Below are 14599 nucleotides of genomic sequence, written 5' to 3'. Positions count from 1 at the left end.
TTGTGGGGAGGGTGGCCGGCAGGCGGGAGGGGTTTTATGCGGAGCGAAGGCCCCTCACCAACCGTACCTGGGTTGAGCCACCCGTCTCAACCCGTCCTGCGGACCCCCAAAAGGGGGAGGGGCTTAGCTTGCCGCACTGCCGGGCCCTATCCCACCCCGCCGGGCGATCGCCCAACGCCCCGCCGAGTGGTCCGAACCGCTGGCCGATCCGTATAGGTTCCAAGGTGCCGTTTGCGCCGCAACCACCGGAGCCCGCCATGCTGATCGTCCACCATCTCAACAACAGCCGCTCGCAGCGCGTGCTTTGGATGCTCGAGGAGCTGGAACTGCCCTACGAGATCCGTTTCTACCAGCGCGACAGGCAGACCATGCTTGCCCCGCCGGAGCTGAGCCAAGTCCATCCGCTCGGCAAGTCGCCGGTCGTCGAGGACACCGAGGCACTCGCAGGCGCCGGCGTCAAGCTGGTCGAGACCGGCGCCATCTGCGAATACCTCGTCGCCAAAAGCGGTGGCCGTCTCGGTCCGCCAGCCGACGAGGCGGGTGCCTTGAAGTACCGGCAGTTTCTGCACTATGCCGAGGGTTCGGTCATGCCGGTGATCTTCGCAAAACTGGTTGTCAGCCGCGTTCCGCTGCTCGGCAAACGGGCGAGAAAACAGGTCCAGCCAATGATCGACGTCCATCTCGACTATGTCGAGCAAGAACTTTCCGGCCGCCCGTGGTTTGCAGGCGAAACGATGACGGCCGCCGACATCATGATGAGCTTTCCGCTGGAAACAGCGAGAGGCCGCGCCGGCCTCGACGACAGCAGGCCGGCGACCATCGCCTGGCTGGATACCATCCATGCCCGACCTGCCTATCAGTGCGCGCTCCAGAAGGGCGGCGACTACGTCTTCGCGCGGCCGGGAAAATAGCCGCCGCTGACCCGCTTGGCGACGCCGCAGGCTCGTGTTATCAAGCCGCCATGTTCGCAAACCTGACCACCAAAACCACCACCAAAACGACCGCTGACGCGGGGCGTTTTTGGGTGCGTGCGCGGTAGAAGCGACATCATCCTCAAAACCCCGCCAGAGACGGACGGGATTCAAAGGTGACAAACAGCCCTGTCTCTCTCGAAAATCCAAGGAGAGACAAAATGCTGATCGATCTTGAAAACCTCGCTCCCGGCCAGTCCATCGGCCTTTCGACCGCAACCCCGATCGTCGCGATCGTCGGCGCCACCGGTGCGGTCGGCGTCGAGCTTCTGAACTGCCTGGCAGCCCGCAACTTTCCGCTCGGCGGTTTGAAGCTGCTCGCCTCGGCCCGTTCCGCCGGGAAGACGGTTGAATTCAAGGGCACCGAACTCGTCATCGAGGAACTGACCGAGGAGAGCTTTGAGGGCGTCGATATCGCCCTCTTCTCGGCCGGCAGCAGCATTTCCAAGCGCTTTGCGCCGATCGCGGTGAAGGCCGGCGCCGTCGTCATCGACAATTCCTCCGCCTTCCGCATGGAGGCCGCGGTGCCGCTGATCGTCCCGGAGGTGAACGGCGAGGCGCTTGGGCAGCACCGGGGCATCATCGCCAACCCGAACTGCGTCGCGGCTATCGCCACCGTGGCGCTCGCCCCGCTCCACCGCGCCCATCCGATCCGCCGGCTGAACATCTCGACCTACCAGGCAGCCTCTGGCGCAGGCGCTGCGGCGATGGAAGAGCTGCGGCTGTCGACCGCGGCCTATCTCGCCGACGAGGTCTTCGAACCGAAGGTGCTGCCGCACCCTTACGCCTTCAACCTCTTCAGCCACAATGCCGAGATGGACCCGGAGAGCGGCTATAACGGCGAGGAACTGAAGGTGGTGGCCGAGACCCGCCGCATCCTCGACGTGCCCGCCCTGCCGATCGGCATCACCTGCATCCGCGTGCCGGTGCTGCGCGCCCATGCCATGGCGATCTCGATCGAGTTCGACCAGCCGGTATCGCCCGAGGAAGCCCGCGGCCTGCTGTCCGCCGCCCCCGGCCTGCGGCTGGTCGACGACCGCATCCGTAACCGCTTCCCGATGCCTTCGGAAGCCTCCGGCGAAGACGACGTGCTGGTCGGCCGCATCCGCACCGATCTCGGCGATCCGTCCGGCCGCACGCTGGCGATCTTCGTCGCCGGCGACCAGTTGCTGAAGGGTGCGGCGCTCAACGCGGTACAGATCGCCGAACGGCTGCTTGCCGATGCCGGGCGGAAGCCGTGAGGCTCTACCTCATGCGCGACGGTGAGGCGTTCGTCGTCGATGGCGGCCCGCCGCCCTGCATGCGATGAAGACTTATAAAACGGGGCCGGCGCCACCTGGCTGGCGCCGGCCCCGCCCCCCTACCGCCCTCGTTGTTCTTCTAGAATCGGTAGGTAACCCCTGTCCCGATCAGCCAGGGATTGATCTTCGCCTTCCCGCTCAGCGGCCCGAGCACGTCGTGGTCGGCCTTCCACTTGGTTTCGAGGAAGATCTTCTTGACGTCGAAGTTCACGCCCCAGTGCTGGTCGATCATGTAGTCGAAGCCGACCTGAAGGGCCGCGCCGACATTGTTCTCGACGTCGAGATTGTGGAAGCCCGGCTTTTCCGACTGGTTGTAGAAGAGCGAATAATTGACGCCCGCACCGACATAGGGCTTGAAGGCGCCGAAATCCGTAAAATGGTATTGCAGCGTCAGCGTCGGCGGCAGAAGCCAGGCGCGACCGACCGGCACGCCGACCGCACCGTCTTCCTTGATATTTGCGTAGGTCGTGCCGAGGACCAGTTCGGCGGCGATATTGTCGGTGAAGAAGTAGCTGATATCCAGTTCGGGGATGACCGAGTCGGAATAGGACAGGTCCGAACCCGCAACGCCATCGACCGAACCGCGGTCCTCAGTGATCACGCCCAAGCCGCGCACGCGGATCTGCCAGGGGCTCCGGCCGGTTGCGACCTCCTGCGCCACCGGGGCGACGGGAACAGGCGTCAGATCCGCCGCGGCCGCCCCGAATGCGAAAAAAACCGCACCCGCGCCTGCGATCCATCTCAGATGCCGTACCCCGTTCGTGTTCATGTAAGCTCTCCTGCTCGCGTTTTTATCTTGCAGGGAGAGGCTTAGGAGCGGTCATCGAGAGTCGGATTGATCAGGATCAACCGCTGCCGGCGGAGGCGCCGTTGCAGCCCGAAAGGGAGAATTTGTCGCACGAAAAACCCCGCCTCCCCTTCAGGGCGTTCCAATCGGAACGCTCCACCGGGGAGACGGGGTTTGGCAGATCGTCGGGGCGCGAGACCTTGAGTGCTGAATGCCTTCGATGGAAGCTCGACCTTTGTCAGGCCAGCTTGCGCCCGTTGGCGACGATCACGCCGGCGGCACCTTCCAGCCAGCCGGCCTTGAGTTCGAGCGCCAGGAAACGCGAACGCTCGAAGGGGCCGGGCATGACGAGATGCCGCGTCTTGTCGGCGAAGAAGCCGAACCGCTCATAATAGGCTGCATCGCCGACGAGCAGGATCGCGCCGTGGCCACGCTTGTGGGCCTCGGCGATCGCAGCCCGCATCAGCGCCCCGCCGATGCCCTTGCCCTCGTGGGCAGCGTCGACGGCCAGCGGGCCGAGCAGCAGCGCATCGATCGCCTGGCCCTCGGAGGAGATGCCGGCTTCGATGTTCCAGAGCCGCACGGTGCCGATCACATGGCCGGCGCCGTCGCGGGCGACGATGGCGAGGCCATCGGCCGGCACGCGGTTGCGGCGGATCTTTTCCGACGACTTCTTGCGACGATCCGGCCCCATGGCACGGTCGAGCAGGGTTTCGCGGGCGACCACATCGGCCGGAGTTTCGGCGTCGATGGTGAAAGTGGAGTTTGGCGCAAAGAATGCGCGTACAGAATCAAGAACAGCGGCCATCTTGGCCTCCCGTACCCAATACCGTTATCAGCGGCGATGAAGAGGAATTGTGAATTTGCCGCCCCGGCTGGTTACGGGGCCGGCGGTATTAGGGAGCGGAAATCCGCCCCTTAGATGACGTAGGCCTTCAGGGGGTCGAAACCGTTGAAGGCGACGGCCGAATAGGTCGTCGTATAGGCGCCGGTGCCTTCGATCAGAACCTCGTCGCCGATCGTGAGCGTCACGGGCAGCGGATACATGTTCTTCTCGTACATCACGTCGGCGCTGTCGCAGGTCGGGCCGGCGAGAACGCAGGGCTGCATCTCGTCGCCGTCCCGCTCGGTGCGGATCGGGTAACGGATGGCCTCGTCCATGGTTTCGGCGAGACCGCCGAACTTGCCGATGTCGAGGAAGACCCATCGGTGATTGTCGTTGTCCGACTTCTTCGACACGAGGACGACTTCAGCCTTGATGACGCCCGCATTGCCGACCATGCCGCGACCCGGCTCGATGATCGTCTTCGGCAGGTTGTTGCCGAAATGCTTGCGCAGCGAAGCGAAGATCGCCTTGCCGTAGGCTTCGGCAGACGGCACGTCGCGCAGGTACTTGGTCGGAAAACCACCGCCCATGTTGACCATCTGCAGAACGATGCCTTGCTTTGCAAGCGAGCCGAAGACGCGCTTGGCATCGGCAAGAGCCGCATCCCAGGCATCGACCTTGGTCATCTGCGAGCCGACATGGAAGGACACGCCGTAGGACTCGAGGCCCATCTGGTGAGCATAGACGAGCACGTCGACGGCCATCTGCGGCACGCAGCCGAACTTGCGCGACAGCGGCCATTCGGCGCCTTCGCCATCGGTCAGCACCCGGCAGAACACCTTGGAACCCGGGGCAGCGCGGGAAATCTTCTCGACTTCCTCATGGCTGTCGACGGCATAGAGGCCGACGCCGAGCGCGAAGGCACGAGCGATGTCGCGTTCCTTCTTGATCGTGTTGCCGAACGAGATGCGGTCGGCGGAAGCGCCGGCATCGAGGGCCATCTGGATTTCGGCGACCGAGGCGCAGTCGAAGTTGGAACCCATCGAAGCGAGCAGCTTCAGGATTGCCGGTTCCGGGTTGGCCTTGACCGCGTAATAGATCGCGCTGTCCGGCAGGGCATGACGGAAAGCGGTGAAATTGTCGCGCACGACGTCGAGATCGACAACAAGATATGGTCCTTCGGGACGCTGGGTCTTGATGAAGTCGAGGATACGAGCAGTGGTCATCGGTCAGTCCCTTCAAATCTCAAAGCTCCGGCTGTGAACCGGAGGACAAAGGACGGATGAGAATGCGCCAGGACCCGATCGGTGGAGACACCGGTTCCTTGACACGCTCAAACGCGCGATAAGTGGATCAACGCTCTGCCACGAACAATGATCCGGCTTTGTCTGCCATGGATTGGAGGGAGGTCCCTACCGCACTTCCGGCAATGATGGTGTGCCTCTTCAGTAACCCCCGCTGATGGAAAGCAGGGAGAGAACAAAAAGGCCCGCACCGTCGTTGCTTCAGATGTCCTCGCATTTCCCGGATGGCCGGAATAGCGACTGGAGGGGTTAGTTCCAGGTACCTTACCGATGACCTCACCAAATAGAGGGTCGGCGGACACCCACGGGCACGTGCGACTTTGGGCTGACCGGGAGATAAGAATATTCGCGGTCATAATCAAGAGTTTTTTTGACCTTCGTCGAAAATTCGCATTGCACAATTCCGTGCAAAATCCCAACTAGGATCGACCAGACCAAAAGGGGCGACATTTGGACACTCTCACCCGCATGCGGGCCTTCATCGATGTGGTTGAAGCAGAAGGCTTTTCGGCCGCCGCCCGGCGGACCGGGCGGTCCAAGGCGCTGCTGTCCAAATACGTGCGCGAACTCGAAGACGATCTCGGCGCGCTGCTGCTCAACCGCACCACCCGCCAGTTCTCGATGACCGAAGCCGGCCATACCTATTACAGGACCGCCGCCGACATCCTGAAGGAGATCGACAACCTCGCCGACCTGGTGCGCGAGAACAATGCCGATCTGAAGGGCCGCCTGCGCGTGTCCGTGCCCCGCACCTTCGTCGATGCGGAGGTCGGCCAGTCGCTGATCGATTTCGCCAAGAGCCATACGGAAGTGTCGCTGGAAATCGTCGCCGAAGACCGCTTCGTCGACTTGATCGAGGAAAATTTCGACCTCGCGATCCGTATCACCAAGCTCGAGGATTCCGGCCTGATCGCGCGAAAACTCTCGGACTTCCGGGTCTATACGGTGGCGACCGCCGATTTCGTCGCGAAATACGGCCCGCTCGAACACCCGCAGGATTTGAACCGCGTCCCCTTCATCATCGACACCAATTCCCGCTGGCACAACAATGTCCGCTTCACCGACAAGGACGGCTCGACGATCTCGGTCGCCGTCAGCGGCCCGGTCGAGATCAACAGCCCGCAGGCGACGCTGCGTGCCGCCCGTGCGGGCCTCGGCGTCGCGATCATCCCGGATTTCATCGCCAACGCCTCGATCCAGTCGGGCGAACTGGTAACGCTGTTCGACGATTATATCGCCAAGGACCGCGGCATCTATGCGGTCTATCCGCATCGCCGCTATCTGCCGGCGAAGGTGAGAAGCTTCGTGGACTTCCTTTCCGCCTGGTTCCGCCGCCAGCATTGATGCCGGGCGAGGCGCTCGGCGCCTCGGCCGTTCCTACCGCGAACGAGGTAATCTCTCCGACATGTGTCGACCTATTGGCCGGCTTGCCCAGGCTTCAATTCGATCCGCATAGTGCGGTTCGGCGTGCAAAAGTCTCGTCACCGCGGAGGGATGGATATCCATGCAGAAAAGCCTGGCGATGTTCGTATCGGCCCCGGTGATCGAGGCGGCGAGCGGCACGCTGGTGCTCGACAAGAAATTCGTCTCCGGCATGGCCCTGCATGTGCAGCACTGGTCGGGGCCAGTCACCTGCTTCATCCGGCGCGGCGCGACCGACATACCCTTCGGGGGTCGCTACGACGTCGACGACCTGGATTTCCGGGTGCGTATCCTGGAGCCCGAGGAGCGGGTTTCCGCAGAGCATCTTGCCGATTTCGACCTCGCGCTGCTGTCGGGGGATTCCTATCTGGACCTGTTGCCGCCGGCAGTGATCCGGCAGGCGAAGAGCGCCGTCGTCTATTCGATCGAATACACTCATCAGACCCGGCTGCAGATCATCTCGCTCGACGATAGCCGCAACCTGCCGCGGAAAATCTACGGCATGGCCTGGACGGTAATGCAGGAATACAAACGCAAGCGCGCCTTCCGCGCCGCCCGCGGCATCCAGGCGAACGGTTATCCGGCCCACACCGCTTATCGGAACATGGGCGGCAGCCAGCTCCTCTATCTCGACAACCGCATGAAACCGGCGATGTTCGCGACACCGGAGGAGATGAACGCGCGAAAACGGTATCTTCTCAGTGGCGAGCCGTTGCGGCTCATCCATTCCGGACGGCTCGAATCGATGAAAGGGTCGCAGGATCTTATTCCGATCGCCAGGCTGCTCAACGAGCAGGGCATCGACTTCACGCTGACGATCTACGGCGAAGGAAGCCTTTCCGGTGAGATCGCCGCGGACATCCAAAAACACTGGCTTCAGGACTGCGTCTTCCTCAAGGATCCGGTCGATTTCGAGCGGGAACTCGTGCCGCTGACGCGAACGGGTGCGGATATCTTCCTCAGCTGCCACAGGCAGTCCGACCCCTCCTGCACCTATATCGAGACGATGGGCTGCGGCGTTCCGATCGCCGGCTACGACAACAAGATGTGGTCGGCACTGATGGCAGAATCCAAGGCCGGCTGGATCGCACCGCTCGGTGATATCGGAGCGATGGCCGAGCGAATCGCAGCACTCGATAGGGATCGTCCGTCGATCGTGGAGCGCGGCGAAAACGCGCTTCGATTCGCTCAAGGCTGGGATTTCGAAAGCCAGTTCCGCAAACGCATGGAGCATCTGGAAAATCTGACCAGGCACTAGACTCCCACTCGGTTCGAGTCGAAATTCCGTCTCATTTGCGCTGCACTGCAAGGGCGGACGAACCGGGGAGCCACAGGCCGAATGCGATACCGAGTCTTGACCATTGCCGCGCTGGCGGCAGGCTGCATTCCCCTCCCCGCGATCGCCCACCCGCACATCTTCGCCGAGGCGCGGCTGGAAGTCGTGGCCGGCACCGACGGCCATGTCGCGGAGCTGCACAATGTCTGGCGCTTCGACGAGGTCTTCTCCTCGAGCGTGCTGCTCGATTTCGACAAGAATACCGACCTCAAGCTCGACGCCAAGGAGCTCGCGGCCCTCGGCGAGGTGATGCGCAAGTCGCTGGGCGACTATCACTATTTCACGACGATCACGGTCAACGGCGCGGTCGTCGGCGTGCAGAAGCCGGACGTGATCCATGTCTCGCTCGACGGCAACCAGCTTATGGTCCTGTTTGCGGTCAAGCCCGAGAAACCGGTGCCGCTCAAGGGCAGGCTCACCTTCGGCATCTACGATCCCTCCATGTACACCTCGATCGACTTCCCGACCGACGGCGACCTGATTACCAAGGGCGAGGGTTTTTCCCATTGCCAGCACAAGGTGGTGCGCCCCGATCCCGACGAGGTGATCTCGCAGAACACCACGTCACTGACCGACGCGTTCTTCAACGATCCGACCGGCACCGACATGTCGAAACTCTTCGCTACCCGACTGGAACTGACATGCTGACGACCCGCAGCGCGCTTATCCCTTCCGTCATGATCCCTGCCCTTCTTGCCGTCGCGGCGGTCGGCATCCTGACGGCGGGTTCGGCGCATGCGCAGTCGCCGCTCGGCGTCGGTTCGGCGGAACCCTCATTCTCGATCGGCGGGCCGCTCGGCCCGTTCTTCGCGTGGATCAACGTCTACCAGCAGTCCTTCTACCGGGCGCTGACCGGTTCGCTGAAGGCGATGCGCGAGGACCCCTGGGCGCTCTCCGGCCTGATCGGGCTGTCATTCGCCTACGGCGTCTTCCATGCCGCCGGCCCCGGCCACGGCAAGGCGGTGATCTCCTCCTACATGATCGCCAACGAGATCGAGCTGAAGCGCGGCGTCGTCATCTCCTTCATCTCGGCGCTGCTGCAGGGCGTGGTGGCGGTGCTGCTGGTCGGCGCGGCCTATCTGGTGCTGCGCGGTTCCGGCATCACCATGACGGCGGCGACCCAGGCAATGGAGATCGCCAGCTTCGCCATGGTCGCTCTGTTCGGCGCCTGGCTGCTGGTGAAAAAGATCCGGGCGCTCCGGATGCGTGTCGTCAGCATGCCGGTCGCAGCCCCCGCCGGGATCGGGCGCGGTCCGACGGGACTCAATTTCCAGGCGGTCGAGATCGACGATCACGACTACCAGGGCTCCGGCGAATATTGCGAGACCTGCGGCGTCAGTCACATGCCGGACCCGGCGATGCTGAAGTCCAAGGATTTCAGCCTGCACGAGGCCTGGTCGGCGATCATTGCCGTCGGCCTGCGGCCCTGTTCCGGGGCGATCCTGGTGATGAGCTTTGCGCTGTTGAACAGCCTTTATCTCGGCGGCGTTCTGTCGGTCCTCGCCATGTCGATCGGCACGGCGATCACCGTCACCATCCTGGCGACGCTTGCGGTTACCGCCAAGGACCTCGCCGTCCGCTTTGCCGGACCGGGCTCGCGCGCGGGACGGCGGATCACCCATGTTATCGAGATCGGCGGCGCGCTGTTCGTGCTGCTGGTCGGGCTGTCGCTGCTCGGCGCCGCTTTGCAAGCGTAACCCCGGTCGCTCTCAGGCGGCCGGCTTTCTCACGAAAGCCGCGCTGCCCTTGCGCATCAATTGCCGGCAGGGCCGTTCGATGCCCACATGCAGCAGCCATGATACGCCGATCACCACCATGCTCGTCACCACCGTCGCAACCACGTTGCGGATCACGAAGCCCGTATTGCCGAGCCTACCCTCGACCATGCTCCAGACGCCGAGCGCCCGGTAATGGGTGAGATAGACGGCAAAGGAAATGTCGCCGAGGAAATGCAGCGGCCGGGAGGCGAAAAAGCCGGAAAACATGCCGCGGTCGGTGCTGAGGCAGAAGATCAGCAGGATGATCAGCAGATAGATCGGGAAATCCCAATCCGGCTGGGTGAGCGCCACCAGCGCCAGAAGAGCGACACAGATCTGGATCGAGGTCCGCGAGGCGAAGGATGCGGCAACCGGGTCGTTATGCAGCCGCCAGAGCAGCTGGCCGAGGGTGAAACCCGCAAGGCAGCGGATCAGCGTGAACGGGGCAGCGATCAGGTCGAGCAGTCCCTTGGAAATCGTCGACCCGATATAGTGGAGCGAGGCGGCAAGCGTCAGGATCAGGATCGCGAGGAGCGCTCCGATACCGAGAAGGAGCGCCGCCGTCCGGCTCGATTTCAGGCACAAAAGGCCGATCACCGGAAACAGCAGGTAGACCAGCATTTCGGCGCTGACCGACCAGGCGGGCGGATCGATGCTCGGCCAGTTGCCGAGCGCCTGCAGCATCAGGACATTCGAGACGAAGACGTCAGGCCCGATATCGAGCTGGGAGGACTTGACGAAGGCGAGCGCGATGAACCCCAGCGTCACGGCGAGATAGAGCGGATAGATCCGGGCGATGCGGTGCCACAGGAAATCACCGAACCGGAAGGCGCCCGACAGGAACGACGGCCCGTAGACATGCGCCATGACGAAGCCGCTGAGGATGAAGAACAGATCGACAGACAGATAGCCGTGATTGAGGAAAGTCGAGAGTGCGCCGTCCGACGGGATCCGGTCGAGCTCGAAATGATAGACCATCACGAACACGGCCGCCGCCCCGCGAACGCCCGTCATCGACCTGATTTCGCCCACCGCCATGACAGCACCTCCAGGACCTGTAAACCAGGCAAGGCCGGCAGCTTACAAGGGCTGGAACAACGCACAACCCGGCCATCAGGCTAGGCGGCTACGCCTTAGGACTGCGCCCCGATCGCGGGGTCAGCGGCCGCGATTGCGCTGGTAGCGCGCCCTCAGCCAGAAGATGGCAAAAAAACCGAGCAGCAGCAGCGAGCCGATGACAAAGGCGAGCACCGGAGAAAACTGGGCAATCCACATCACGATCGTCGGCAGGAAATAGATCACCAGCCCGATGCTGACGAGAATGACGGCAGCGGCGATCGCCTGCGATTTTGCCTCGGGCGTCATGCCATCGTTCCTTTTGCGAGCTCGGCGCGGATATCTTCGAGCCGCCGCTTCTGCATGCCGTCCGCATCGAAATTGTCGGGCGACAGCCAGGCCTCGAAGGCCGCCTTCAACAGCGGCCATTCCACATCGATCATCGAGAACCAGGCGGTGTCGCGATTGGCGCCCTTGGAAATGACGTGCTGGCGGAACACGCCCTCGAAGGTGAAGCCGTAACGGCGGGCGGTCGTCTTGCTCGGCTCATTCTCGTTGTGGCATTTCCATTCGTAGCGGCGGTAATCAAGCCCCTCGAACACGTGTTTCGCCATCAGGTAATGGACTTCGGTCGACAGCGGCGAACGCTTCATGGACGCGCCATGCGCGACCGAGCCGACTTCGATGACGCCGTTCTTCGGATCCGGCCGCATATAGCTCGCCATGCCGACCACTTTGCCGGTCGCGTTGTCGCGCGAGACGAGCGTCACGAAGCTCGAATGGACGCGGGCGTTTTCCAGCCAGTCGCCGAACGCGTTCACATCAGCGAAATCGTCGTTGGGGAAATATTTGAGAAGCGGATTGATGCCGTCCTTTCCGCCGAGCCCGTCCCACAGCGCCTGGAGATGGGTCTCCCTGTCATAGGGTTCGAGCGTCACGAACCGGCCCTTGAGGGTAACGGGAGAGGGGGCGGCAACTTTGTAGTTCTTCAGATCGCGCATATCAGCCTCTTGTATCTTAGCCGAGGCTTAGGCCAGCGATACGCGAAAGGCAACCGGTAGCGAGGTGGTCTGCGTGCAAGTAGCAGGACCTGCCGAGCTCGAGCTGATGGGGAAGAAGACGGCACGGCATACATCTTCTCCCCGAGGGGAGAAGAGCGAGGGCGGCTGCTTCCCATCCTCACTTTGATATGGACACGGTCCCGGCTCTCTGCTTCCCTTCAAAGATCAATCATGGGAGTTGTCCAATGGCGGTCTGCACCTCATGCAATAGGGAATTCGGCTTCGGGGATCTGCGGGGCGGCATCTGCCGGGACTGCCGCGCGAAGGCGGAAGCCGCAAGCATGGCATCGGCCTACCAGAAGATCGAGGAGGGTATCGTCTCCCCCGAAGATCTCAATGACCCGGCGCTTGCGAGGATCATCATCACCACCGGGAACGACATTCCGGGCCGGCAGATTGACAGCATCGTCGGGATCGTCGGAGCCGAAACGGCGCTCGGCATGAGCATCTTCAAGGATATCGCCAACAGTTTCCGTGATTTATTCGGCGGTCGCAGCAAGACCGTACAAACCGCCGTGCGCGACGCCCGGACCGTGTGCATGATCGAGCTTCGCCGCGAGGCGATCCGCCTGAATGCCGACGCGATCATCGCCATCAAGATCGATTTCAGCGAGTTGTCGACCGGCGGGTCCGGCGGCATCCTGTTCGTCGCGGCGACTGGCACCGCCGTCAAACTCGCCGACTGACCACAACCTCGCTGACGATTGCGCGTTCCCCAGCCCGCCGGAGCGGGACCGGGATAGGAAACACAGCGAATTGACAGAGGGTAGCGCGGCTTCGGCTTACGCCTTGACCTTCGCGGCCGAAACGGTGGCGTCGATATGCTCGATCAGCGCATCGTTCAGTCCGAGGCGGCCGGCCAGCAGGTCGAGATAACCGCGCTCCGCACGGGTGTCCGGATCGATGGTGAGGCGCGAGGCGGCGTAGATCTCGACCCTCTGCTCCTCGGTGCGGGCAGCCGCGACCAGATCGTCGATATCGACCGGATTGGCGAGCTCGTTCTCGATGAAGGCTTCCGCCTCGGCGCCGAGATCGACTGCATGCACCTTGTCCATGATGTTGGCGCGCTCGCCGGCATCGATATGCCCGTCGGCCTTGGCGGCGGCGATCATCGCGCGCACCAGCGTCAGCGCGAAATCGTTGGTGAGGGCGGAAGATTGCGGATGGAAGGGTGAATCGGCCGGCGGCGAAAGCAGCGGTTTGTCGGCCTGGGGAGCTGGCTGCGGCGCCGTCTGCGGCGACTGGCCGGACTGATAGTTCTTGTAGGCGAGATAACCGAGGCCGGCGATCGCTGCGATGCCGCCGACGGCGGCGACATTGCCGGCGATGTTGCGGCCGGTCTTGGTGCCGAGGACGGCCGCCAGGATCGCGCCGGTGGCGAGCGGGTTGTTCTTGGCAAGCTGGGTCGCCTGCCCCGCCCGGTCTCTCACGCTTCCCCCCGACATGCCCGGAATCTGTGACCCCAGAAATTGGTCGAGAAGCTTCTTCGCGTCGAACATCGCACATCTCCCTGTTGTGTTTCCGGGGAGAGATAGGAATTCAGCCATCAAATTACAAAGGCCGGTTGCGGCGGCCTAGTGTCGCGGGAGAAACAGGGTCTCGAAGACATTCATTGCTGGTTCTGAGGCAGCCCGTCGGCAATGTCGTAATAATCGCCTTTGTCGGCGACGAAGATATGCTTGTTCAACCGGGTCCTGGTCGGGCCGTCAAACGCGCCCATGGCAATGGCGATCCAGTCTTTGTGCAGCGGATCCCAGAAGAGGGAAGAGCCGCAGGTGGCGCAAAACCCGCGCCGGACCTTCTCGGAAGACTGAAACCAGGTGATGTTCTCGGCACCCTTGATCGCCAGCCGCTCCCTGACGACATCCGTGGATGCGAAAAAATGGCCGGAATGTTTTCGGCATTTCGAACAATGACAGGCATCCGGCGCGGACAGGTCACCCTCGATCTCGAAGGTGACCGCGCCGCAGAGACATGATCCCTTGTGCATGCAAGCCCTCCCCGGCCACCAGTCAGAGCTCGGAAACGAGTTCCGGCTATGCCTTCAGCGCCGCCGCTTCCGAAGCGAGCTTGGTGATGCCGGCCCAGTCGCCTGCGGCAACGAGGTCCTTCGGCGCGACCCAGGAGCCGCCGACGCAGATAACGTTCGGCAGCGACAGGTAGTCGTTGGCGTTCTTCAGCGAAATGCCGCCGGTCGGGCAGAACAGCGTGCCGGCGAGCGGCGAGGACAGCGCCTTCAGGTAGGCGGCGCCACCGGCCTGTTCGGCGGGGAAGAATTTCAGCACCTCGTAGCCGGCCTCGCGCAGCGTCATCACTTCGCTGGCGGTCGCGGCACCCGGCAGAAGCGGCACCGGAGAGTCCTTGGCGGCCGACAGCACACCGGGCGTGACGCCGGGGGAGACGATGAAGGTCGAACCCGCCTTGACGGCCGCCTCGTAATCGCGGGCGTTGAGGATCGTGCCGGCGCCGACATTGGCGCCTTCGACTTCGGCGGCCACCGCCTTCACCGCATCGAGGGCCGCCGGCGTGCGCATGGTGATCTCGATCGCCCGCAGACCGCCGGCGACCAGTGCGCGAGCCAGACCCACAGCCGACTTGGCGTCGTCGACGATCAGCACCGGAACCACCGGCTGCAGTTTCAGGATGGAAAGCAGCTTTTCGGTCTTGCCGGTCATGGGTCAGGTCTCCGCTAAAACGATTGAAAACTTTAAGGCCGAGATACCCCTCAAGCCTGTCATTGTCGAGAAAAAACAGGCTGTCATCGTCGAACGGGTTTGC

At 62.9% G+C, this 14599-nt stretch carries 16 protein-coding genes; 7 read left to right on the top strand and 9 right to left on the bottom strand.

Annotated features, from left to right (window positions below):
• Positions 1-257: 257 nt before the first annotated feature.
• Both PMI07_RS20385 and PMI07_RS20380 read left to right on the top strand, forming a co-directional pair.
• Complete coding sequence (locus PMI07_RS20385; protein ID WP_024163977.1) at positions 258-911, top strand: glutathione S-transferase; 654 nt, start codon at positions 258-260, stop codon at positions 909-911.
• A gap of 221 nt (positions 912-1132) precedes the next feature.
• The gene (locus PMI07_RS20380) at positions 1133-2212 is read left to right on the top strand and encodes an aspartate-semialdehyde dehydrogenase (protein ID WP_024163976.1); all 1080 of its coding nucleotides are present in this window, start codon (positions 1133-1135) and stop codon (positions 2210-2212) included.
• Between the two features lie 139 nt (positions 2213-2351).
• On the opposite strand, the gene PMI07_RS20375 is transcribed toward PMI07_RS20380, so the two are convergent.
• The 3 genes from PMI07_RS20375 to odc2 all read right to left on the bottom strand — a co-directional run bounded on the left by PMI07_RS20375 (position 2352) and on the right by odc2 (position 5111).
• The gene (locus PMI07_RS20375) at positions 2352-3041 is read right to left on the bottom strand and encodes an OmpW family protein (RefSeq protein WP_007766794.1); all 690 of its coding nucleotides are present in this window, start codon (positions 3039-3041) and stop codon (positions 2352-2354) included.
• A gap of 256 nt (positions 3042-3297) precedes the next feature.
• Positions 3298-3867: an N-acetyltransferase gene (locus PMI07_RS20370; protein WP_007766792.1), complete on the bottom strand. Its 570-nt coding sequence runs from the start codon at positions 3865-3867 to the stop codon at positions 3298-3300.
• A gap of 110 nt (positions 3868-3977) precedes the next feature.
• On the bottom strand, positions 3978-5111 hold the full coding sequence (gene odc2, locus PMI07_RS20365) for an ornithine/lysine decarboxylase (protein ID WP_007766789.1): 1134 nt from the start codon (positions 5109-5111) through the stop codon (positions 3978-3980).
• A 528-nt stretch (positions 5112-5639) separates the two neighbouring features.
• Between odc2 and PMI07_RS20360 the strand changes: the two genes are divergently transcribed.
• The 4 genes from PMI07_RS20360 to PMI07_RS20345 all read left to right on the top strand — a co-directional run bounded on the left by PMI07_RS20360 (position 5640) and on the right by PMI07_RS20345 (position 9644).
• Positions 5640-6533, top strand: coding sequence for a LysR family transcriptional regulator (locus PMI07_RS20360; RefSeq protein WP_007766786.1), 894 nt, complete (start codon positions 5640-5642; stop codon positions 6531-6533).
• A gap of 160 nt (positions 6534-6693) precedes the next feature.
• On the top strand, positions 6694-7869 hold the full coding sequence (locus PMI07_RS20355; RefSeq protein WP_007766781.1) for a glycosyltransferase: 1176 nt from the start codon (positions 6694-6696) through the stop codon (positions 7867-7869).
• Positions 7870-7950: 81 nt separating this feature from the next.
• Positions 7951-8595, top strand: a complete 645-nt coding sequence (locus PMI07_RS20350) for a DUF1007 family protein (protein WP_007766772.1) — start codon at positions 7951-7953, stop codon at positions 8593-8595.
• A gap of 29 nt (positions 8596-8624) precedes the next feature.
• Positions 8625-9644, top strand: a complete 1020-nt coding sequence (locus PMI07_RS20345; RefSeq protein WP_155956608.1) for a nickel/cobalt transporter — start codon at positions 8625-8627, stop codon at positions 9642-9644.
• A 12-nt stretch (positions 9645-9656) separates the two neighbouring features.
• Here the strand turns inward: PMI07_RS20345 and PMI07_RS33735 are convergent, their stop codons facing one another.
• The 3 genes from PMI07_RS33735 to PMI07_RS20330 all read right to left on the bottom strand — a co-directional run bounded on the left by PMI07_RS33735 (position 9657) and on the right by PMI07_RS20330 (position 11761).
• Positions 9657-10742, bottom strand: a complete 1086-nt coding sequence (locus tag PMI07_RS33735; protein ID WP_007766765.1) for an acyltransferase — start codon at positions 10740-10742, stop codon at positions 9657-9659.
• Between the two features lie 120 nt (positions 10743-10862).
• The gene (locus PMI07_RS20335) at positions 10863-11069 is read right to left on the bottom strand and encodes a hypothetical protein (RefSeq protein WP_007766762.1); all 207 of its coding nucleotides are present in this window, start codon (positions 11067-11069) and stop codon (positions 10863-10865) included.
• Positions 11066-11761 carry a GNAT family protein gene (locus PMI07_RS20330; protein WP_007766759.1) on the bottom strand — a complete coding sequence of 232 codons (696 nt, stop codon included), beginning with the start codon at positions 11759-11761 and terminating at the stop codon, positions 11066-11068. Before PMI07_RS20330 ends, PMI07_RS20335 begins: the two co-directional genes overlap by 4 nt.
• Before the next feature lie 341 nt (positions 11762-12102).
• Here PMI07_RS20330 and PMI07_RS20325 point away from each other — a divergent pair, with 341 nt between their 5' ends.
• The gene (locus PMI07_RS20325; RefSeq protein WP_081760903.1) at positions 12103-12507 is read left to right on the top strand and encodes a heavy metal-binding domain-containing protein; all 405 of its coding nucleotides are present in this window, start codon (positions 12103-12105) and stop codon (positions 12505-12507) included.
• Between the two features lie 96 nt (positions 12508-12603).
• Here the strand turns inward: PMI07_RS20325 and PMI07_RS20320 are convergent, their stop codons facing one another.
• The 3 genes from PMI07_RS20320 to PMI07_RS20310 all read right to left on the bottom strand — a co-directional run bounded on the left by PMI07_RS20320 (position 12604) and on the right by PMI07_RS20310 (position 14496).
• Positions 12604-13320 carry a tellurite resistance TerB family protein gene (locus PMI07_RS20320; RefSeq protein ID WP_007766752.1) on the bottom strand — a complete coding sequence of 239 codons (717 nt, stop codon included), beginning with the start codon at positions 13318-13320 and terminating at the stop codon, positions 12604-12606.
• A 110-nt stretch (positions 13321-13430) separates the two neighbouring features.
• Positions 13431-13811: a GFA family protein gene (locus PMI07_RS20315; RefSeq protein ID WP_007766750.1), complete on the bottom strand. Its 381-nt coding sequence runs from the start codon at positions 13809-13811 to the stop codon at positions 13431-13433.
• A gap of 46 nt (positions 13812-13857) precedes the next feature.
• A complete protein-coding gene (locus PMI07_RS20310; protein ID WP_007766748.1) occupies positions 13858-14496 on the bottom strand; it encodes a 2-dehydro-3-deoxy-phosphogluconate aldolase in 639 nt (212 codons plus the stop codon).
• Between the last annotated feature and the right edge of the window lie 103 nt (positions 14497-14599).

It is taken from the genome of Rhizobium sp. CF080 (genome assembly GCF_000282095.2).
Taxonomy (GTDB): Bacteria; Pseudomonadota; Alphaproteobacteria; order Rhizobiales; family Rhizobiaceae; genus Neorhizobium.
Note: the sequence above shows the minus strand (reverse complement) of the source record. Positions and strands in the feature narration are given on the sequence as shown.

Excerpts from the sequence above, each read along its gene's own strand:
- PMI07_RS20345 (WP_155956608.1), top strand. The coding sequence starts at position 8,625 with ATGATCCCTGCCCTTCTTGCCGTCGCGGCGGTCGGCATCCTGACGGCG.
- PMI07_RS20310 (WP_007766748.1), bottom strand. The coding sequence starts at position 14,496 with ATGACCGGCAAGACCGAAAAGCTGCTTTCCATCCTGAAACTGCAGCCG.
- PMI07_RS20350 (WP_007766772.1), top strand. The coding sequence starts at position 7,951 with ATGCGATACCGAGTCTTGACCATTGCCGCGCTGGCGGCAGGCTGCATT.
- PMI07_RS20370 (WP_007766792.1), bottom strand. The coding sequence starts at position 3,867 with ATGGCCGCTGTTCTTGATTCTGTACGCGCATTCTTTGCGCCAAACTCC.
- PMI07_RS20355 (WP_007766781.1), top strand. The coding sequence starts at position 6,694 with ATGCAGAAAAGCCTGGCGATGTTCGTATCGGCCCCGGTGATCGAGGCG.
- PMI07_RS20315 (WP_007766750.1), bottom strand. The coding sequence starts at position 13,811 with ATGCACAAGGGATCATGTCTCTGCGGCGCGGTCACCTTCGAGATCGAG.
- PMI07_RS20380 (WP_024163976.1), top strand. The coding sequence starts at position 1,133 with ATGCTGATCGATCTTGAAAACCTCGCTCCCGGCCAGTCCATCGGCCTT.
- PMI07_RS20385 (WP_024163977.1), top strand. The coding sequence starts at position 258 with ATGCTGATCGTCCACCATCTCAACAACAGCCGCTCGCAGCGCGTGCTT.
- PMI07_RS20325 (WP_081760903.1), top strand. The coding sequence starts at position 12,103 with ATGGCATCGGCCTACCAGAAGATCGAGGAGGGTATCGTCTCCCCCGAA.
- PMI07_RS20330 (WP_007766759.1), bottom strand. The coding sequence starts at position 11,761 with ATGCGCGATCTGAAGAACTACAAAGTTGCCGCCCCCTCTCCCGTTACC.
- PMI07_RS20320 (WP_007766752.1), bottom strand. The coding sequence starts at position 13,320 with ATGTTCGACGCGAAGAAGCTTCTCGACCAATTTCTGGGGTCACAGATT.
- PMI07_RS33735 (WP_007766765.1), bottom strand. The coding sequence starts at position 10,742 with ATGGCGGTGGGCGAAATCAGGTCGATGACGGGCGTTCGCGGGGCGGCG.
- PMI07_RS20375 (WP_007766794.1), bottom strand. The coding sequence starts at position 3,041 with ATGAACACGAACGGGGTACGGCATCTGAGATGGATCGCAGGCGCGGGT.
- odc2 (WP_007766789.1), bottom strand. The coding sequence starts at position 5,111 with ATGACCACTGCTCGTATCCTCGACTTCATCAAGACCCAGCGTCCCGAA.
- PMI07_RS20335 (WP_007766762.1), bottom strand. The coding sequence starts at position 11,069 with ATGACGCCCGAGGCAAAATCGCAGGCGATCGCCGCTGCCGTCATTCTC.